General features: G+C 66.0%; 20 protein-coding genes. 6 read left to right on the top strand and 14 right to left on the bottom strand.

Annotated elements, in window-relative coordinates:
* Window positions 1-135: 135 nt before the first annotated feature.
* A complete protein-coding gene (gene galU / locus PV761_RS17825; RefSeq protein WP_347898788.1) occupies window positions 136-1,029 on the bottom strand; it encodes a UTP--glucose-1-phosphate uridylyltransferase GalU in 894 nt (297 codons plus the stop codon).
* Between the two features lie 165 nt (window positions 1,030-1,194).
* Here galU and PV761_RS17820 point away from each other — a divergent pair, with 165 nt between their 5' ends.
* Window positions 1,195-2,079 carry a hypothetical protein gene (locus PV761_RS17820; RefSeq protein ID WP_347898774.1) on the top strand — a complete coding sequence of 295 codons (885 nt, stop codon included), beginning with the start codon at window positions 1,195-1,197 and terminating at the stop codon, window positions 2,077-2,079.
* Window positions 2,080-2,081: 2 nt separating this feature from the next.
* Here PV761_RS17820 and PV761_RS17815 read toward each other — a convergent pair whose 3' ends face one another.
* From PV761_RS17815 to paaA, 6 genes are read right to left on the bottom strand one after another with little or no spacing between them, the layout of a single operon-like run.
* On the bottom strand, window positions 2,082-2,864 hold the full coding sequence (locus PV761_RS17815; protein WP_347898772.1) for an enoyl-CoA hydratase/isomerase family protein: 783 nt from the start codon (window positions 2,862-2,864) through the stop codon (window positions 2,082-2,084).
* A 42-nt stretch (window positions 2,865-2,906) separates the two neighbouring features.
* Window positions 2,907-4,133: a 1,2-phenylacetyl-CoA epoxidase subunit PaaE gene (gene paaE / locus PV761_RS17810; protein ID WP_347898770.1), complete on the bottom strand. Its 1,227-nt coding sequence runs from the start codon at window positions 4,131-4,133 to the stop codon at window positions 2,907-2,909.
* A gap of 15 nt (window positions 4,134-4,148) precedes the next feature.
* Window positions 4,149-4,727 (bottom strand): 1,2-phenylacetyl-CoA epoxidase subunit PaaD, encoded by a 579-nt coding sequence (paaD, locus tag PV761_RS17805; RefSeq protein WP_347898768.1) that lies wholly within the window; start codon window positions 4,725-4,727, stop codon window positions 4,149-4,151.
* 2 nt (window positions 4,728-4,729) lie between these two features.
* A complete protein-coding gene (gene paaC, locus PV761_RS17800; RefSeq protein WP_347898766.1) occupies window positions 4,730-5,662 on the bottom strand; it encodes a 1,2-phenylacetyl-CoA epoxidase subunit PaaC in 933 nt (310 codons plus the stop codon).
* A complete protein-coding gene (gene paaB, locus PV761_RS17795; RefSeq protein WP_028271515.1) occupies window positions 5,659-5,961 on the bottom strand; it encodes a 1,2-phenylacetyl-CoA epoxidase subunit PaaB in 303 nt (100 codons plus the stop codon). Before paaB ends, paaC begins: the two co-directional genes overlap by 4 nt.
* Complete coding sequence (gene paaA / locus PV761_RS17790; RefSeq protein ID WP_028271514.1) at window positions 5,958-6,986, bottom strand: 1,2-phenylacetyl-CoA epoxidase subunit PaaA; 1,029 nt, start codon at window positions 6,984-6,986, stop codon at window positions 5,958-5,960. The genes paaB and paaA overlap by 4 nt, the downstream gene beginning before the upstream one ends.
* A gap of 110 nt (window positions 6,987-7,096) precedes the next feature.
* Here paaA and lepB point away from each other — a divergent pair, with 110 nt between their 5' ends.
* On the top strand, window positions 7,097-7,837 hold the full coding sequence (gene lepB / locus PV761_RS17785; RefSeq protein ID WP_347898763.1) for a signal peptidase I: 741 nt from the start codon (window positions 7,097-7,099) through the stop codon (window positions 7,835-7,837).
* Here the strand turns inward: lepB and PV761_RS17780 are convergent.
* The 5 genes from PV761_RS17780 to PV761_RS17760 form a co-directional block, all read right to left on the bottom strand.
* Window positions 7,779-8,717: a nucleotidyltransferase family protein gene (locus PV761_RS17780; RefSeq protein ID WP_347898761.1), complete on the bottom strand. Its 939-nt coding sequence runs from the start codon at window positions 8,715-8,717 to the stop codon at window positions 7,779-7,781. The genes lepB and PV761_RS17780 overlap by 59 nt on opposite strands.
* A gap of 7 nt (window positions 8,718-8,724) precedes the next feature.
* Window positions 8,725-10,356 (bottom strand): polysaccharide biosynthesis tyrosine autokinase, encoded by a 1,632-nt coding sequence (locus tag PV761_RS17775; protein WP_347898759.1) that lies wholly within the window; start codon window positions 10,354-10,356, stop codon window positions 8,725-8,727.
* Between the two features lie 143 nt (window positions 10,357-10,499).
* On the bottom strand, window positions 10,500-11,750 hold the full coding sequence (locus PV761_RS17770; RefSeq protein WP_347898757.1) for an ATP-binding protein: 1,251 nt from the start codon (window positions 11,748-11,750) through the stop codon (window positions 10,500-10,502).
* Between the two features lie 38 nt (window positions 11,751-11,788).
* Complete coding sequence (locus PV761_RS17765; protein ID WP_347898755.1) at window positions 11,789-12,070, bottom strand: PqqD family protein; 282 nt, start codon at window positions 12,068-12,070, stop codon at window positions 11,789-11,791.
* A 9-nt stretch (window positions 12,071-12,079) separates the two neighbouring features.
* Window positions 12,080-12,646, bottom strand: coding sequence for a hypothetical protein (locus PV761_RS17760; protein WP_347898753.1), 567 nt, complete (start codon window positions 12,644-12,646; stop codon window positions 12,080-12,082).
* Window positions 12,647-12,859: 213 nt separating this feature from the next.
* Here PV761_RS17760 and PV761_RS17755 point away from each other — a divergent pair, with 213 nt between their 5' ends.
* Window positions 12,860-14,623, top strand: a complete 1,764-nt coding sequence (locus PV761_RS17755) for a DUF222 domain-containing protein (protein ID WP_347898751.1) — start codon at window positions 12,860-12,862, stop codon at window positions 14,621-14,623.
* Between the two features lie 167 nt (window positions 14,624-14,790).
* Here the strand turns inward: PV761_RS17755 and PV761_RS17750 are convergent, their stop codons facing one another.
* Window positions 14,791-15,465, bottom strand: a complete 675-nt coding sequence (locus PV761_RS17750) for a hypothetical protein (RefSeq protein ID WP_347898749.1) — start codon at window positions 15,463-15,465, stop codon at window positions 14,791-14,793.
* 244 nt (window positions 15,466-15,709) lie between these two features.
* On the opposite strand from PV761_RS17750, the gene PV761_RS17745 reads away from it, so the two are divergent.
* Together PV761_RS17745 and PV761_RS17740 are read left to right on the top strand one after the other, a co-directional pair.
* The gene (locus PV761_RS17745; RefSeq protein WP_347898747.1) at window positions 15,710-16,321 is read left to right on the top strand and encodes a low molecular weight phosphatase family protein; all 612 of its coding nucleotides are present in this window, start codon (window positions 15,710-15,712) and stop codon (window positions 16,319-16,321) included.
* Between the two features lie 51 nt (window positions 16,322-16,372).
* The gene (locus PV761_RS17740; RefSeq protein ID WP_347898745.1) at window positions 16,373-17,506 is read left to right on the top strand and encodes an LCP family protein; all 1,134 of its coding nucleotides are present in this window, start codon (window positions 16,373-16,375) and stop codon (window positions 17,504-17,506) included.
* A gap of 271 nt (window positions 17,507-17,777) precedes the next feature.
* Here PV761_RS17740 and PV761_RS17735 read toward each other — a convergent pair whose 3' ends face one another.
* Window positions 17,778-18,137: a hypothetical protein gene (locus PV761_RS17735; protein WP_347898743.1), complete on the bottom strand. Its 360-nt coding sequence runs from the start codon at window positions 18,135-18,137 to the stop codon at window positions 17,778-17,780.
* Window positions 18,138-18,300: 163 nt separating this feature from the next.
* Here PV761_RS17735 and PV761_RS17730 point away from each other — a divergent pair, with 163 nt between their 5' ends.
* Window positions 18,301-19,290, top strand: a complete 990-nt coding sequence (locus tag PV761_RS17730; protein ID WP_347898741.1) for a bile acid:sodium symporter — start codon at window positions 18,301-18,303, stop codon at window positions 19,288-19,290.
* Window positions 19,291-19,404: the final 114 nt, after the last annotated feature.

The following is a 19,404-nucleotide window of genomic DNA, read 5'->3' as shown; positions in this document are numbered from 1 at the left end:
ATTGGCTAGAAGTTAAACCACCTTCTCCTTCAGAGGACTCACACCTCCAAGCAAATGCCCATGCTGGGCGTACAACGTGGACAGGCTCAACGCCAGCTGACGTTGAGCCTGTCGAAAAGCGATTAGTGAACCGACTTACTCGTTCACAAATTCCTTCATCCACGTCTTCAATTCTTCCCCAAAGTCCACGCGCTCCGAGGCGATGGAGATAACAGCTTTGATGTAGCTGAGCTTGTCCCCGGTGTCGTAGCGGCGCCCGCGGAACACCACGCCATACACACCGCCGCCTTCGCCCTCGGTGGTGGCCAGAGTCTGCAGGGCGTCGGTCAGCTGGATCTCGCCGCCACGGCCCGGCTCGGTTTCTTCCAGGACGTCAAACACAGCCGGGTGCAGCACGTAACGGCCGATGACGGCTAGGTTGGACGGAGCTTCATCAACTGAGGGCTTCTCCACGAGACGGTTGACTTGGAAGTAGTTCTCGCCGTCCACGGGAGTAATGTCCGCGCAGCCGTAGGCACTGATCTGCGACGGGTCCACCTCGATAAGCGCGATTACTGAGCCGCCGGTCTTGGCCTGGACATCGATCATGATGCTCAGAAGGTCCTCCTGGGCATCAATGAGGTCATCGCCCAGCAAGACCGCAAACGGCTCGTTCCCGACGTGCTGGCGGGCGCACAGCACGGCGTGGCCCAGGCCCTTAGGGTCTCCCTGCCGCAGGTAGTGCAGCGGCGCGAGGCTGGACGCGTGCTGAACGGCCTCCAGTCGCTCCAGGTCGCCCTTCAGCTCCAGGGTGCGCTCCAGAGCCGGTGCGCGGTCAAAGTGGTCCTCCAGGGCGCGCTTTGAGCGTCCGGTGATCATCAGGAGATCATCCAAGCCGGCTTTAACGGCTTCTTCCACCACGTACTGGATTGCGGGCTGGTCAACAACCGGCAACATTTCCTTCGGCATCGCCTTGGTGGCGGGCAGGAAGCGAGTTCCCAAACCGGCAGCAGGAATGACGGCTTTTCTTACTGATTTCCCCAAAGTCATAGCTGAACCATACAAATCGATTGAGGAAACTGGCAATTCGTTGCCGAGATTACGACGATTTCGACAGGCTCAATCACCGGGACCCATGGGGAGGCCTGCCCATCGCAGGGCGACGCATATTCGGACATACTTCGGGTGCAACTTTCACGAATATTGGGGGAAATCATGAATAACGACCAGCCGCCTGGCGTACCACCGCAACCGGGGCACAACGGATGGCAGCAGCCCGGCCAACCGCCCTACCCTCCGCGCGCGGACCAGTACGACTACAACCAGCCTCCCTACGGCCCGCCGGGACCGGGCCAGTACGGCCCGCCTCCGCCCAAGAGCAGCTTCCCCGTCTGGGGCTGGGTGGCTAGCGGCGTGGGTGTCGTGGCAGTCCTGGCGGTGGCCGGGGTGATGGTCCTGGGCGGCCTCGGTTCAACCAAAGAACCCGAAGCGGCCCCGGCACCTACGGAGACTGCCGGCAGCTCGGCCTCTAGCGAAGCAACCGACGAAGCCACCGCGGAGGAATCCTCAGCCGCAGCCACAGGCGACGAAGACCTATATATCTTCCAGGACGCCGACTTCACTTCGGCACCTGTCTGGTCCACCAAAATGCCGGACGGCTGGATTATGTCAGACGTCAAAGGCGGAACCATTCAGTACCGCAGCAAAGAGAGCCCCTGCAACTTCACCACGCATCAGGCCATCCTGCCGCCCCGCGACGAAACCACCGACGAGGAAGCCACCAAAACCTCGATGCAGCTCGAAATCGATGGCATCAAATCAACGGTGGGAAAGCCCGTCACCGTTGTGACCGATGCTGACTCGCTCTACACCAAGCTGCGGAATGCCGATGGCCGCGTCATCGAAATGCAAGAAGCGGAGCTTCGGTTCAAGAACAAGAGCGACGTGGACGTGGTGTACCGCATCGCCGTGCGCTCCATGCCGGCCGGCGACGGACTGATGGAACTCATTCTGGCCTGCCCGGCAGACCTGCCCACGGAGCCTGACCTCTGGATGGAACTGACGGACAGCGTCACCATGGTGGACGATCCGGCAGCTTAGTTTCAGCGGCCCTTGAACTCCGGGGTCCGCTTCTCCTGGAACGCCTTGAAGCCCTCAGAGTAGTCCTCGGACTTGCAGAGCCGGGCCTGCTCCGCGTTTTCCTCTTCCATCGCTTCCCAGAGGCCAAGGCGCTGGTCGCGGATGTGCGCCACCAGGTCCTTGCTGGCGTTGAAGGCACCCGTGGCTCCCGTGGCAACCTTCGCCACGATGCCGCGGGTGTTTTCCAGCAGCTCGTCCTTGGGCATGGCACGGCTGAACATGCCCTGCGCCACTGCCTCGGCGCCACTCATCAGCTCGGCCGTGTAGATCAGGTCCAGCGTCCGGTGCATGCCCAGCCGCTCGGTGAAGTACCAGTGCCCGCCGGAATCCAACGTGGCCCCCAGCTTGGCGAACGGTGAGCCGAACTTGGCATCCTCCGCCACGTACACCACGTCCGTGGCCAGCAGCAGGCCCAGCCCCACGCCCAGGCAGGCGCCCTGCGCCGCCGCGAAGGTGGGAGCGGGGAACGCCGTCATCTTCTGCAGCAGCGGCTGCAGCAGGCCGCCCAGGTACGCCTGGACGTCGTCCGTCTCCGGCGTCACGCCGGCAATGTCCCGGCCCGCGCAGAAGGCGCGGCCCTCTCCCCTGAGCAGCAGCGCCCGCACCTCACCGCGCGAGGCGGCGGCAGCGGCGTCGTCGTACGCCTGGGTTAAATCCTTCAGCGCCTGCTCATCCAGTGAATTCAGCTTGTGCGGGGCGTTGAGGACTACCTCGGCGATGCCGTCGGCGATGGAGAGGGAGATCATGGGGCTCCTGTTCGTGGCCGTGACAGCCGGGTTGGTAAAGGCTTAGACGTCGAAGTCGACCGTGACGTCCGGGGTGGTGGGGTGCGACTGGCAGGTGAGCACGTAGCCCTTATCCAGTTCATCCTGCTCCAGGGCGTAGTTCTCATCCATCGTGACGGAACCCGTGACCACCTTGGCGCGGCAGGTGCCGCACACTCCCCCGGCACACGCGAACGGCACGTCCGGGCGCACGCGCAGGGCGGCGTTGAGGATGGACTCGCGCGCATGGGTGGGGCTCTCCACCTTGCCCTCGAGGCCGTCCAGCTTGAACGTGATCTTGTAGGTTTCCTTAGACTCGTCCGCGATCACCGGCCGGCCGATGTTGCCCTCGGGGCGGTCCGGCTTGCCGGAGGTGAACAGCTCGAAGCGCACGTGCTCGGGCTGCACGCCGCGGGCTGCCAGGGTGTCCCGGCACAGCTGCACCAGCTCGAACGGCCCGCACAGGAACCACTCGTCCACGTCGTCCGCGTGGATGGCCGTGCCCAGCAGCGCCTGGAGCTTCTCGGCGTCGATCCTTCCGCTCAGCAGCGGCGCGATGCGCTGCTCGCGGGACAGCACGTGGTGCAGGGCCAGGCGGCTCGGGTACTTGTCCTTCAGGTCCGCCAGTTCCTCCAGGAACATCACGTCCATGGCGGCCTTGTTGGCGTAGATCAGGTCGAAGCGGGTCTCCGGATTCGCGGCCAGCAGCGTGCGGGCAATGGCGATCACCGGGGTGATGCCGGAACCGGCGGCAATGGCCACGAAGCTGCCGGGCTCCCCCGCCAAATCCTCCGGATGGTTCATGGAGTTCATGACGTTCTGCTCAACGGTTTTGCCGTCGCGGCCGTGCTTCGAGACGAACGCTCCCATGGGGCTCATCACGTCCAGCTGGTCGCCGGCCTTCAGCTCGGCATTCGCCCACGTGGAGAACAGCCCGCCCAGGTCCTTCTTGATGGCCACCCGGATCTCGCTGGTGCCGTCCGCGAAGCTGCGCGGCTCGGCGCAGATGGAGTAGCTGCGGCGCACCTCGTGCGGCTGGCCGTTCTCATCCGGCATGGTGGTGCGCAGGGCCACGTACTGGCCCGGCAGGTAGTCGTACTGGCCGGCAAGCTCCGCCGGAACCCCGAACGTCACTTCGATGGCATCTTCCGTGAGCCGGCGGACTTCCGCCACCGTCAGCGTGTGGAAGGACGCACGACGGCGGCCGGTGGCCGTGGCCTGTTCGGCGGCAGTCTGGCGGACAACAGTCATGGGAGCACCTGTTCCTTACAAAACTTTGAAGTAGTCGAACGGTTCCTTGCAGTCCTGGCAGACGTACAGCGCCTTGCAGGAGGTGGAACCGAAGCGGGTGAGTTCCTTGGTGTTCAACGATGAACACTGCGGGCATTTGACGGCCAGGCTCAGGCGGACGGGCCCGGCATGGCGTACTGTTTTTCCACCTGCGGTCGCGTTGCCCGCTGGAGGCGCGATGCCGTACTCCTGCAGCTTGGCCTTGCCGGACTCCGTCATCCAGTCCGTGGTCCACGCGGGGCTGAGCACCAGCTCCACGTGCACGTTGGGGTAGCCCTCCTTGGCGAACACCGCGTTGAGGTCATCGCGGATGGCGTCCATGGCCGGGCAGCCCGAGTAGGTGGGCGTGATGGTCACCTGGACGGCGGGCACCATGCCGCCGTCGGCAGCGTTTGGTTCCTTCGTCACCTTAACGTCCCTAAGGATGCCCAGGTCCGCAATCGTGAGCACCGGGATCTCGGGATCGCACACCGTGGCGGCGAGGTCCCAGGCCTTCTGCTCCGGCGTTTTCGCTTCCCTGCGGTCGCTCTCAGCGGTGGGGTGGCTGACGTACATGGCTACCAGCTCGCTCCTGGGTGCTGGCGGGCCAGCACCTGCATTTCGGCCAGCATGTAGCCCAGGTGTTCGGAGTGCTTGCCGCGGCGTCCGCCGCCCAGGGCAGCCGGAACCTGCGGAACCTCGAGTTCGGCTTCGGCCAGGACCTCGCCGGTGAGCCGGTCAAAGTCGGCACGCAGGCTGGAAGGCTCGACGGCGGCACCCGCCGCCGCGAGGCGGGCGGTAAGTTCGTCGTCGGCAAACAGTTCGTCAACGTAGGGCCAGATGACCTTGAAGCCGTGGATCATCTTGCGGCGGGATTCGTCCGTGCCGAGGGCCAAGCGCAGCACCCACTGGGCGCTGTGGTCCCGGTGGTAATCCACTTCCTTCACTGCCTTGGCGGCGATGCCGGCCAGCGTGGCGTCCGTGGACTGGGTGAGCCGGCGGTAAAGCTCGAACTGGTAGTAGCTCACCACGAACTGCCGGGCGATGGTGACGGCGAAGTCCCCGTTGGGCTGCTCGAAGAGTTCCACCGAGCGGAACTCATCCTCGGAGCGGAAGTAGGCGAGTTCGTCCTCGCTCTTGCCGTTGAGCCCGCCGGCGTAGCTGAGGAAGGAGCGGGCGTGGCCCAGCTGGTCAAGGGCGATGTTGCCCAGGGCGATGTCCTCCTCCAGCTCGGGGGCGCGGGAGATCCAGTGGCCCAGGCGCTGGGCAAGGATCAGGGCGTCGTCGCCCAGGCGCAGGGCGAACTCGGCCACGTCCTCGGTGGGCTTGGCGGTGCCGCGGCTGACAGCCAGTGCGATGTCCTCCGGGCGGAGGGCGTTGCCCGGCGTGATGCGGGTGGCGCTGGCGGTGGCGTCTCCGCTGGTGCCTGCGGTGGTCACGCCCACGGAGATGTCCCCGTGGCCGGTTGTTTCTGTCTCTGTTTCCTGGGTGGTGGTCTCGGGGGTGCTCACAGGTGCTTCACGCCCTCGCTCTTGGTGTAGTACGTGGCATGCCGGTAGTCCTTGCCCTGGGGCGATTCGAAGAATGCGCCCTTGGCGTCCGGATCGCTGGAGGCGATGGCGTCCGCGGGGACAACCCAGATGGACACGCCCTCGTTGCGGCGGGTGTACAGGTCACGGGCGTTGCGCAGCGCCATCGCTGCGTCCGGCGCGTGCAAGGACCCGGCGTGGACGTGGGACAGACCGCGGCTGGAGCGGACAAAGACTTCCCAGATGGGCCAGACGTTGCCGGCGGGGGTTTCGGGGCTCATGCTGCTTCCTCTTCTGCTTGCTTCTTGGCCTGCTTTGCTGCGTAAGCCGCTGCGGCTTCGCGCACCCAGGTACCGTTCTCGTGTGCTTCGCGGCGACGCTCCAGGCGCTGGGCGTTGCAGGGGCCGCGGCCCTTCAGGACCTCATGGAACTCGTCCCAGTCCAGCGGGCCGTGCTCCCATTTCTTGGTTTCTTCGTTGAAACGGATGTCCTTGTCCGGGAGGGTGAGGTCCAGGACCTTGACCTGCTCCATCATCATGCCGACGAAGCGGTTGCGCAGCTCGTCGTTGCTGAAACGCTTGATGTTCCAGGCCATGGACTGCTTGGAGTTGGGTGAATCGTCATCCGGCGGGCCGAACATCATCAGGGCCGGGGCGTACCAGCGGTTCACGGCCTCCTGGGCCATCTGCTTCTGCTCGGGGGTGCCGTGCGAGAGTTCCAGCAGGATCTCGAAGCCCTGGCGCTGATGGAAGGACTCTTCCTTGCAGACGCGGACCATCGCCCGGCCGTACGGGCCGAAGGAGGCGCGGCACAGCGGAACCTGGTTGGCGATTGCGGCGCCGTCCACCATCCAGCCAATGGCTCCCATGTCCGCCCAGGTGCGTGCGGGATAGTTGAAGATGGAGGAGTACTTGGCCTTGCCGTCCATCAGGTCCTGCATCATCTGGTCGCGCGGCTGGCCCAGGGTCTCGGCTGCCGAGTACAGGTACAGGCCGTGGCCGGCCTCGTCCTGGACCTTGGCCATGAGGATGGCCTTGCGCTTCAGGCTGGGGGCGCGGGAAATCCAGTTGGCCTCCGGCTGCATGCCGATGATTTCCGAGTGCGCGTGCTGCGAGATCTGCCGGATGAGGGTCTTGCGGTAGGCCGCCGGCATCCAGTCGCGCGGCTCGATGCGCGAATCCTCCGCCATCACACGGTCAAAGTACGCCTGACCTTCTGCCTCGTGCCGGGCTGCCTCTTCAGCGCTGATTTCTTGCCGTCCCGGCGTACCTTCAGCGGGCACTGACTGCAGGGTCTGCGATGCCATGGTTGCTCCTATGCATATCCGATAAATAATTACCGACCGTTCGTTCAGGATATGCGGAAGCCGTGAGATGCGTCAAGCACACGGCGCGTCTTGTGGGGTAGTTTTGGGGCGTGAACGCAGGCATTGGCAGGAAGCTCCCCCTCTGGGCCCTACTTGCCCTCAATATGCTGGTTGCCCTGTTGGCCATCGCACTGGTGCAGGCTTTCCTGGTCAAGGTGTACCGGGTGCCGTCCGGTTCCATGGAACAGACGCTGCAGGGCTCGCAGGGCGGCGGCGACCGGATCCTGGTCAACCGCCTCGCCTACGCGGGCAGCTCACCGCGGCAGGGGGACGTGGTGGTGTTCACCCGCCCGGCCTCCTGGCAGCGCGAAACAGCAACGCCCGACGGCGGCGGGCTGGGTTCCGTGGCACGCGCCTTCGGCGACCTGACGGGGATCGGCATCTCCAACGAACAGTTCCTGGTGAAGCGGGTGATCGCCGTGGGCGGCCAAACGGTCAACTGCTGCGGCAGCGACGGCCGGCTCAGCGTGGACGGCCAGCCGCTGGACGAGCCGTATATCTACCAGGACTTCCCGTTCCAGGCAGCGTCCCTGGACTGCAGCACGGTGCCCAGTTCCGCCCGCTGCTTCCCGTATTTCACTGTCCCCGAGGGCCAGCTGGTGATGCTGGGCGACCACCGCTCCGGTTCAGCGGACTCGGTGGTGGACTGCCGGACGCAGGCCGGCCCGCCGTCGTCGGCCTTGTCTCCTGGCGACTCGCCGGGGTGCGTCCGGACGGTGAAGACCTCCGACGTTATCGGCGAGGTCGCCCTGCGGATTTGGCCGCTGGACCACGCCGGCGGAGTTGGTTGAGGTCCTTTGCTACCCGCGGGAAGGCGCGCAGGAAGCGGGCCCACCGGGCTTGATGCTGCCGGAGCCTGCCTTTGAATGACAGGTCCGCGTAGATGTTTCCCGTCAGGAAAACCTCCCGCGCCGGGAAGATCGCCCGGAAAAGGAGCTTCGGCTTCTCCCGCAGCGGGGCCTGGGCAATCGCGATGATCCGGGCACTGCCCGGCTCCTTGGCCAAGAGGCGGTTGCGCCATTCCATGGAGGCCTCGGGCCACTCCCCCGGTTGGGAGCCGAGGTCCTCGAGGAAGGGGCGCATGGCAGCCAGCGATCCCGTGGCCTTGGCGATGTCCACGATCGCGGCGGTGTGACCTTCGTGTTCAGTGAGTTCGTTGAGGAACTCGAGCTCCTGGCGGCACGCCGGCAGGTGCGGCGAGCGGAGGGCATGCAGGGCAAGAATGAGGATTCCCAGCGCCTTTGACGGGACCCTCACCTCCTGCCCTGCAAGTTCGAGGGCTTCGGTGTGCGCCCACATCACGTCGAAGCAGTCACCCGGGCCTGCTTCCATGCCGGGAAACCGGAAGTGCACGTCGATGCAGCAGGGCCATGACGGGTGGTCGATGGTGGTGGAGTGCCGCGGAAAGCTGCGCTCGTCCGGGTCAACGGGCCGTTCCCGCCAGCCCCGCTCCCGCAGGCCACCGAGCAGCGCGTCCAGGTCCGCCGGGGCCACAAAGACGTCCACGTCCACGGACATCTTGGGCAGGCGCAGCCCCTGGACCACACTGGCCGGGCCCTTGATGAAGAATGCCCGGATCCCCAGGCTGTCCGCTACCCGCTGCACCAGGGCATGGCCCAGGAGCACGGCTTCGGGAATGCTCAGCTGCGTTTTGTCGGCCGGGTTCTGCATGGCGGGCCTAGTTCCTGACCCGGCGTCCGGCTGACACCGGTTCCAGGACCTCGTCAGCTGGCGAGTCCCAGGGGGATGTACGTTCTGTGTCGGGGTGTTCCGTATGTTCCGTGTCGGGGTGCGCATATTCAGGCGCGTCCGCGGGTTCCGGTGCCGAAGTGTAGGTCCCGTAGTAGGAGTAGGCGTCCGTACCCTTGGTGGGCACGTAGTTGAGGACGGCGCCCAGGATGCGGCCCTTCACCTTTTCCAGGTTGCCCAGCGACTGGCCCAGCTGTTCCTGGGTGGTCTTGCCCGTGCGGATCACCACGATGGCGCCATCGGCCACGCGGGAGAGGACGGCGGCGTCCGTGACAGGCAGCAGCGGCGGGGCATCGATGAGCACAGTGGCGTTCTGGGCCAGGGCGTTGAGCATGTTCTTCATGGCACGGGAACCGAGCAGCTCGCTGGGGTTGGGCGGGATGCGGCCGGAGCCCAGCACGGACAGGTTGGGCAGGGCACCCCAGGGCTGCAGGACGTCCTCCAGTTCAGCGGTGCCGGTGAGCACATCGGTGACCCCGACTCCCGGAACCAGGCTGAAAACATCCACCAGCGTGGGGCGGCGGAGGTCGCCGTCGACCACTACAACGTTCTCGCCGGCGGCCGCCATGGTGACCGCCAGGTTGGCCGTGACGGTGGACTTGCCTTCGGCCTGCATGGAGCTGGTGACCACAATGATCCGCGGCGGCTGGTCCACGTCCAGGAAGCTGAGGTTGGTGCGCAGTTCGCGGAGGGCCTCGGCCATGGCCCCGCTGCCGCCTACTTCGTGGAGCTGCGCGAAGGTGCCGGCTTCGAGGATGGTGCTCTTGCCGTCCAACCGGTGGTCCACGGGGAGGGTGCCGATCACGGGGACCTCGAACAGCCGCTCGATTTCCGCGGCGTTGCGGATGCGCCGGTCCAGGTGCCGGCGGACCAGGGCGTAGGCCACGCCGAGGGCCAGGCCGATGAGCGCGCCGAGCGCCAGGGTGAGCTTGACGTTCGGGGACACGGGGCTGGTGGGGAGGACCGCCTTGCCCAGCGGCAGGATCCGGACGGCGGATGCGGGAGCGGGAGTGGCGGCGGGAGCGCTACTGGACGTCCCGGCGTCGGGCGTGGTTGTTTCTGTGGTGGCCGTTACTGGGGTGGCCGTTTCGATCGCCTCAACCTGTGCGGCGAGGCCGTTGACCCAGGCATCGGCCACGCGCTGGGCGGTGGCCGGATCCGGCGACTGGGCCGTCACGCGGATCTCGGCCGTGTCCAGCGGAACCTTCACGCTGATGGTGCCGAGCAGCGCGTCTGCGGTGGTGTTCAGCTCCAGGGATGCGATCACCCGGTCTGCCACGAGCCGGGACTTGGCCACGGACTCGTAGTTCTTGACCTTTGCCTTGGCCAGGCTGTCCCCGGCGAGGGACAGGCTCACGTTGTCAGAGCCCGGGGTGACCACAATGCCGCTGGAATCGGACGAGTAGATCTTGGGTTGCAGGACGGTCCAGCCGAACGCCGTCAACGTGGCCAGCACGGTGAAGGCGACGATTGCCTTCCAGTACACCCGCACCACCCGCAGGTAGTCGGCCAGGTCCAGGCCGGCAGGGGCATCTCCGCCGGCCGCAATGTTGACGCTCATGGGTGGTTCCTTCCAAGTGTGTGTTTCTCTGCCCGGTCTTCGTTGCCGGGTTACTGCGTCGGGTGGTCTCTACGGAGTGGTTTCAACGCGGCGGTTTCCCGCGAGGTGGTTTCCCGCTCGGCGGTTTCCCGCGAGGCTGGCGGCTACTCGCCGACCTGTTCCAGGACTGATTTGGCGATGAGCTGCCCGGCAGCCGCGGCGACGGCGGCCCGGTAGTCCTCCGGCCGGCCGTGCACTTCGCCTATTTGTTCGGTCAGCCTGTCCAGCGGGACGGCGCTGGCGGTTGCCTCCCAGATGGCCGGCCCGATCCCGCTCAGCCGCACGATCTCCGCTTCCAGCATCACCAGCAGGTCGCCGTCGATGGCTACGGCATCCTTGGGTTCCACCCGGCGGATCCAGCCGTCCGGGATAGGTCCCGATTCGGGTTCTTCTGCGCGGGCCTCCCAGACGGGCTTCGAGCGGCGCTGCTTGCGGAAAAGGGGCGCCAGGGCCGCCGGCAGGTCCTCGGCCTCGGAGTACGTCACCTGCCAGACTCCCCCGACCCGGTCGATCAGCCGGCACAGCGACTGCAGCGGCTCTTCGATTTCGGCCTGCGAAGACGAATCCGGGATGAGGGCCAGCAGCCCGTCAGCCAACGGGAGCTTCCGAAGGGTTGGTTCCTGGTGCGTTCCTTCTGTGGTGTCCGGTTCCACCCGGTTGAGCAGCACGATGGACTGGATGAAGGGCTTGGCCGGTGCCGGCAGGAGGCCGAGCTCGTCCGGGCCCGCCTGGCGCTTGGGTGTGCCGGGCCCCTGCTTCACGGACAGCGGCTTGGGGTACGGCACCACATAGCCGTCCGGGCCGATGGCCACGGTTTCGTCCGTGACATACCCGAACGTTTTGGCCAGCAGCGAGGCGGCGGTGGTCTTGCCCGTGCCCGACTTGGCCACGAGCGCCACAACAGCGCCGGTCTCGGGAGAGGCCACCCCGCAGGCGTGGAGCATCATCAACTCGCCGGCGTTCTCCAGGATCGCGGCAACGGTGAGCCGGGACGTGAGGTTCTCAGCCAGCTCCGCAAAGGAGGCGGCCTGCAAGGGGAACGTGCCGCCGTCGTACGTCTGGGACAAATAGGAGACGGACGCGGAGTACGGCAGGGATTCCGTGGGTTCCTTGGCGAGCGGCGGGATCATCGGTGCCCCGGCACCGGGACAGCGCGACCAGGCCGAGCGCATGCTTTGCTGCTGTTCGAGGGTGACCGAGCGGCCCCAGCGGACGGCGAACTGGGTGCCGAGGACGTCGACGCTCAGCAGTTCCCCGCCGCCGCGCAGGTCCTCAAATAGCCGGGCGTCCCAGCCGCTGGAGAAGTCCCAGTGGGGCTGCGAATCTACGCCGTGCTTGTTGTCCTCGCCGCTCATGACTCCTCCTTCCGTCCAGCCGGTTGGTGCTTGCTGTTTTATTGACCTGCGATGCCGGCGGATTCGATCAGCCGCTGGGCTTCCAGGCCGGCCAGGAAATCTTCCACCTGCTGCGCCAGCTGGCCGGCCGCATCCTCGAAGGTGGCTTCCAGTTCGGCGATGACGGCCGCCCGGTCGCGACGGCCGTCGATCAGTTCCCAAATGGTTGCTGCCGTGCCTTCGAGGACTACGGGCTGGGTTGCATCCAGGTGGAGGAGGGCCACGCGGTCTTTCGACTCGGCCCGGACTTCTGCGACCAGGGTGGAGCGGTGGTAGATCACGGCTGCTGCCTAGACGAGTTCGAGGGTTGTTGTGAGTGGCGCCAAGTTGAGGCCTGTGGGAGACGTAAACGTGACCAACATTGTGAACGATCGCTTCTGCGTCTTCTGCCCGCGGTAGTAAAAACCGACGGAAACCGGATGGTTGATATTCGCAGCAATGCCTGGAATTGTGAACGACGCGGTGAACACCGTGCCCGAAAGAATCGGCCCAGTCATTGTGGCGCCCGTCAGGCTCCGAATTCCGATGGCAGGGTCGGTGGTTGCCGCCGTCGTTGGCTGAATCGTAATTTGTCCAGAGATGCTGCTCGAGATGGCTGCACCGCTATTCACGATGTGGAATCCAGTGGGCCCGATTCCCGTACGGTTGTGACCGCTGGCCCGTTCCTCGGGGTACGGCACTGTTCCTGTCGGCAGGTCGAACGCTGCCGCCACATTAAATCCCGAAGCCGACGCTGCCGGAGCCGCAATAGCTGCAGCGATAACCGGCACGGACCACGCCGCTCCCTTGACGATCCTGCGACGGCTGAGGCCGCCCTCTTCGCTGCTCGTGACCTCTGCGTTCAGAACCTCAGACAATTTCGCCCCCACATATTTTTCGGCTGGGGCCAGCCCCTGATGGACCGGCCGCTTGCATTCACCGCGTTTTCGCCGGCTGCGACCACTTTGCCCAACGACGCGAAAGGTTCACGCAACCGTCCTGCAAGATTCGGTCAAGCTTTCCTGTGTATAACGAATTGAGGATTTCGGGTTCCCACTTTAAATGTCAGTGCCCGCTGGCAGAGTTATCCCATGGAAGCCGTTGGAGAACTCACCCCGAACCAGGCCGCGCGCCTTGGGTGGTTTTCCAACGCTCCGTTTCCGCCGCTGGCGCCGGTGATGCCGACGAGAAACCTGCGCGCCGTCCGGCCTGCTGACCTCGCCGGTGGCCCGCTGGGGCTTGAAGGCCAACAGCCTCCCATAGCGTCCGACGGCGGCAGTATCTGTGCTCTGGCCCGAAGCCTTGAGCTGTTCAAACGTGCCAGTTCGACGGCGGTCGAGGACGCCAAGGTGATGGGCCTGCGGGAAGCGGCTGACTTTGCCGCCGGGCTCGACGAATTCTCCCGGAATATGGAATACATGCAGGTCGTTGCGGCCGGGGCCGTGGACCGGGCCCGGCGCGAGGCCAGTGCTGCCGCGCGGGCCGGCTCGGGGTCCGGGGTTGGTTGGACCACCGGGTGGGGCGAAGCGACCGCCGTGCACGGCCCCATCGGCTGGGCCACCAGCGAAGCGGACACCAGCCAAACCGACACCAGCCAGGGTGCCGGGACGGCACTGAGTACCGAAGCTCCCTGCCTCCCTGCAGAACCGGACCCTGCGGACGACGGCTGCCGGAACACCGCCGAGTTCCTCCGTTTGCGGCTCCGGATCGGTGCCGGAGAAGCCCGCCGGCGGCTGGCGCTAGCCGAGACGGTCCTGCCCCGCACCGGCATCACCGGGCACACGCAGCCACCGGAACGGCCCGAACTCGCCGCCGCCCTCGCAACCGGGACCGTCGCGTCACGGTCCGCGACCATCATCACCCTCGCCCTGGACCGGGCCGGCCACCACGCCGATGCGGAAGTTACCGGCCGGATGGAACACGCCCTGACCCGGGCCGCGGTGGAGCACGACACCGACTTCGTCGCCCGGGTCGCCCGGCAATGGACGGAAGCGATCGACCAGGACGGATCCGAACCCACCGACACCGAACTCCGCCACCGTCAGGGCGTCTTCCTCCGCCAACCCCGCTGCGGACTCCAGCGGATGGAAATCCTCGCCACCACCGAGCAATCCGAACACCTGCTGACCGCGATGAACATCGCCACCAACCCCCGCACCCGCACCGGTGACGGCAGCACCGGTGATGACGTGGAGGATCTGGACCGGCGGACCCGGCCGCAGCAGCTCCTGGACGGCCTCGTCGGCGCGGTCAAAGCAGGACTGACCACCGGCGGCCTGCCTGCCGCGGGAGGGCTCCGTCCCCAGGTCATGGTCACCATCGACTACCGCGACCTCCTGGCCCGGCTGGACAACCACAAACACGGCACCGACCAAGGACCCGGCTACCGGTCAGACTCACGCACCGGCACCCGCTTCCCCGGCACCGGCATCCCGGGGACGGGCTTCTTCACGTTCACCGGCCCCGTCACCGCCGCCACCGTCCGGAAAATCGCCTGCGACGCGGACATCATCCCCGTCCTCCTCGGCAGCCAAGGACGCATCCTGGACATCGGCCGCACCACCCGGGTCTTCCCGCCCCACATCCGCAAAGCCCTCACCGCCCGTGACCAAGGCTGCGCCTTCCCCGGCTGCACCATCCCCGCACCCTGGTGCGAAGCCCACCACATCACCTACTGGTCCCACGGCGGAACCACCAGCACAGACAACGGCGCCCTGCTCTGCAGCCATCACCACCACCTGATCCACAAAGAGCAATGGCAGATCCACGTCAAAACCGGGATCCCCTGGTTCATCCCGCCACCCCACATCGACCCGAGACAGGTCCCACGACGAAACACCTACTTCAGATGCTGAAAGGTGCATGCCCTGAACGGCCGGGCTGTGCACTGCTGCCCGGAGAAACGGACGGCGCCCCACGTCACGGCGGTCCACGCTACACGGCGGTCGACGCCTTGCGGTGCCCCGCTCCACTGCGCGCCACCTCAAAGATGAGTGACGGAGCTAGACGTGAAGGACCGAAGCTACAGACGGATGATGGAGCTGACGGCCAGAACTGTCGGCGACTGCCTGCCGTGATCGTGGACGCTAACTTCTGCCGTCACTTCGAAGTCGCTCCTGTCGCTATTTCTGCCATGGCGGCCATAGCCGTCGATCGCGAAGTCCAGTTCCGTTGAACCGGCGGCCACCTCATACTTGAAGGCCGCCGTGAACGTGGTGCCCTTGAGTGTTAGCGTCGGCAGAACGCATGCCGTCCCCACGCTGATGAAGGAAAATGACAGGCTGCCCGGCACCGGCACCTGCCCAACCTGCAAGGCCGCCGCAACGTGCACCACCGGATTTATAGTGATGTGGACGCTCACCAGCCCGGAGACGGCGCCAAGGCCACGCAGGCTGAGCGCGACTGGCACTTTGACGGCGGGCCGAAGGTGGCCTGCTTCATTGGGATGCGTGGTCGAAGGAATGGCCCGAACACCCGAGACGAGCATCGCTGAAGCTGACGCGCTCGAAGCTGCCCCCGCTGAAGCTGGCCCGGTCAAAGCCGGCCCCGTCGAAGCCGGCCCGGTCAAAGCCTGCGCCGCCGCGGCCGGAGACACTAACGTGGCCGTCTCGGCCGGAACCGATCGCTCGCCGCCCCACGCGGCCCTGCGGCGCGTGGTTCCGGCATGGTCCTTGATGCGATAAGCAAGCTCTGACATCTACGTCCCCCGTAGCAATCGGTTGGACCTCCCGAACGGGTCGCCCAGCTGCCGTGACCGGGTTTCACCGGCTGACTCCACTGTCCACACCGTGCCTTAGGTTTCCCGCAACCGAGCGTCAAGATTCGATCAAGATCTGCTGATTCATCTAGGCGATTCGCCCCCGGACCGGAACTGCCTGCGTGTTAAGTTGAATGTCAGGGATCGCACCGATCTGACAGCCCCTCCGGAAAGAGCCCTCACCGTGGAATCGCCAACGCCCGTACGGATCCTCACAGTCTGCACGGGAAACATCTGCCGCTCCCCCGTGGCCGAACGCCTGCTGCAGGCCGGCCTGGACCAGGTCCTGCCCGGCGGTTTTGAAGTGCGGAGCGCCGGGACCCGCGCGATGGTGGGCAGCGCCATCCAGCCGCTCTCGGCCGAGATAGTGAACATGTACGGCGGCACGGACAAGGGCTTCGCGGCCCGGCAGCTGACCCCCAGAATTCTCCGCGAAACGGACATCGTGCTGACCATGACGTCCAAGCACCGCGGCGAGGTGCTGCAGCTTGACGCGTCACTGCTCAAACGCACCTTCACCATCCGGGAATTCGCACGGATGCTGGAAGCCCTCGAGGAACGCGACGCAGCCGCGGGTGAAGCCAGCGAAAAAGCGTCCGACGCCGGCACGCTTTGGCGCGGCCTGCCCGCCCGCCTCGCCTCCGTCCGGCACCTCGCCCTGGCTGCGGACAGCGCCGACAACGAAGTGATCGACCCCTACAAACGCGGCCCCGAGGTGTACCGGCAGATGGAAGACGAACTGGCCCCCGCCATCCTCACCATCCTCCGCTACGCCCGGCTCAACACGCCCACATAACAGGACTTTCGGCGTCGCCCATTTCCGCATTAGCGGTGGTAGCGTCCGGTTATGGACAACCAGTCTGATCCGGAAGGAGCGGCTGAAAGCAAGCCGCCGCAGGGAAATTTCGCATGGCTTCCCGTCTGGCTGCGCCGGCAGCCCACCTGGCTCAAAGCCGTCCTGGCCATGGTTCTGGTGATCGCCCTGGGCAGTACCGCGTACGCGTTCTCGCAGGTGGGACGCGGCGGTCCGCCCGCCCCCACCGCCAGCGGGGTTGCGACGGCGGAAGGCGCCACGGCGACCCCGTCACCCACCGAGCCGGCCCCGGCACCGCCCGCGCCGCCGCCGCCGGCACCTGAACCGCCGCCCGTGGCCATGAACATCCTGATCATCGGCAGCGACAGCCGCGGCGACTCGCGGGCGGAGGAAGCCCAGGCCGCCGCCGGAACACCGGCCGATCAGCGCGGCGACGTCCTGATGCTGGTCCACGTCCCGGCCGACCGGCAGAGGATCTACGGCATCTCGATCATGCGCGACATGTGGGTGAACATCCCCGGCCGCGGCGAAGCCAAGATCAACGCCGGGCTGGAACTGGGCGGCATTCCGCTCATGGTCCAGACCGTGGAGGGGCTGTTCAACACCCACATCGACCACGCCGTGATGGTGGACTTCCCCGGCCTGTGGGCCGCCACCGATGCCCTGGGCGGCGTGGACGTGAACGTCACCGTGCCCTTCACGTCCACCCACGACACGCGGCACAACTTCCCCGCCGGCATCAACCACCTCACCGGCGGCCAGGCCCTGGAGTTCGTCCGCGAGCGCTATGCATTTGCCGACGGCGACTTCCAGCGCATCCGCAACCAGCAGACATTCCTCAAAGCCGTCATCAGCAAGTTCATGAGCGCCGGCACCCTCACCAATCCGCAGACCGTACTGGACGTGGTCAACGCGGTCCGGCCGCACTGGACCGTCAGCCCGGGCCTCACCGTGGAAACCATGGCGAAGCTGGGCTACAGCCTGCGCGACGTGGGCCCCGAAGATGCCATCTTCTTCCGGCTGCCCGACGGCGGCTTCGGCTTCAGCACCACCGGGCAGTCGATCGTCTTCCAGAACCCCGGCGCCATAGGCGCAATATCCGCAGCACTCGCCAGCGGAACCCTGGCGGACTACGTGGCGGCCAACGGATTCGAGGGCGGGAACTGAGGTGTCCGGAACTTACTGTTCGGCTCCACCACGCCAAAGGGGCCATCTGCAGGCGATTAAGGACCTACACAGGTGGCTGCTGAAGCAGGGTGACGGATTTCGGTGAGATCAGTTCCGGCGACGGCGGCCGCTAAGGCGGCCAGGCCGTCGTCGTGCGTTCCCGTGAAGTGCGTTCCGGTGAAGTGCGTTCCGGTGAAGTGCGTTCCGGTGAAGTGCGTTCCGGTGAAGTGCGTTCCGGTGAAGTGAGTTCCGGTGGGGTGCGATCCGCCGTTTAGGCGGCGAGGCTCATGGCCCGGCTCCTTAGCCGGGTTGCCCTCTCCGTACCCTGGTGCGCCGCAACCGGCGGCGCGGGAGCCAGGACGCTGATGTTGCATTCCGACTGGAGCGGATCAATGGACGCCGGCAGGTGGTGCGATTCCGAACATGCCTGCAGCTGCTCCATTGCAGCCGGCTCAACACGTGCGTGGCTCACATCCACCACCAGGTGGAGTCCTTCCTTCAAATGATTTGCCCTCTTCACAACCACATACAGGGCCTGGAGGCTTTTCGCCGTCACATGGCCTTGGGCGGCAACTTCAGCCTGTCCGCAATCGAGATCGAGTCGTACTAAAACCTTGAGTTTGTCGTTCAAGTGTTTCCCCTATTCACTGCATGGCCGCGACGCTGCGACCTCCATCAGCCTAGGGAGCGGATGTGACGTACGCAACATTAAGCGTCATATGCGGAAAGAGTGGCGTTATGAACGGCATGGGGTGTTGTGGCCGGCTGCGGTGCGGGGTAGTGGCTCGCCTACGATGGAGCCGGTGAGGACCCGGACGTTTGTGGCATGGATGGAACGCCGCCAGATCGGCCTGTATCTTGCCGCAATTTTTGCCGGCGGGGCTGCGGGTTTCCTGGCGCCCGGTAGCGCCCCTGCGCTGGAGCTGGCCATCAATCCCGTGCTGGGACTGCTGCTCTACGCCACCTTCCTGGGCATCCCGTTCGCGTCACTCGGGCGGGCCGTACGCGACCTGCGGTTCATGGCAGCCGTGCTGGTGCTCAACTTCGCCGTGGTGCCCGTGGTGGTTTTCGGGCTCAGCCGGTTTGTCGCCGGGGACCAGGCGCTCCTGGTGGGTGTGCTGCTGGTGCTGCTGACGCCGTGCATCGATTACGTGATCGTGTTCACCGGGCTGGCCGGCGGAGCCAGCGGCCGGCTGCTCGCCGCGGCACCTGTGCTGATGCTCGCCCAGATGCTCCTGCTGCCCCTGTACCTGCTGGTGTTCGTGGGGCCGGGCCTGGTGTCGGCGATCGACCCGGCACCGTTCGTGCAGGCCCTCCTGGGGCTCATCGTTATCCCGCTGGCTTTGGCGGCGCTGACGCAGTGGATCGCCGGACGGCGCATCATGGCCGTCATGGCAGCCCTGATGGTCCCGCTCATGATGGTGACGCTCGCCGTGGTGGTGGGTTCGCAGATCACGGGCGTGCGCTCTGAGCTGGGTTCGCTGGTGGCCGTGGTGCCGCTGTATGCCGCGTTCCTGCTGGTGATGGTGCCGCTGGGCCTGCTCGGGGCCCGGGCTGCCCGGCTGGATGCCCCGGCCACCCTGGCTGTGGTGTTCAGCGGTGCGACCCGCAATTCCCTCGTGGTGCTTCCGCTCGCGCTGGCGCTTCCCGAACCGTTGGCCCTCGCTGCCTTGGTGGTGGTGACGCAGACCCTGGTGGAACTCGTCGGCATGGTGGCCTTTGTGCGCTTCCTGCCGGGGTTGGTGCCTGGGTTGATGCCTGCCGATTCGCGGCTCCGGCACTGATTTACTTCACGTGAGCTAAGGGCCGGCGGCGCCTGGGGAAGCCTCGGTCTCAGAAGGCTTGTCACCGCCGGCCCAGCTCAACGTGATCCGGAAACGTTGTCCGGGCCAAGTATC

It is taken from the genome of Arthrobacter sp. CC3, from assembly GCF_039907775.1.
In the GTDB taxonomy this organism is placed as follows: domain Bacteria; phylum Actinomycetota; class Actinomycetes; order Actinomycetales; family Micrococcaceae; genus Arthrobacter.
Note: the sequence above shows the minus strand (reverse complement) of the source record. Positions and strands in the feature narration are given on the sequence as shown.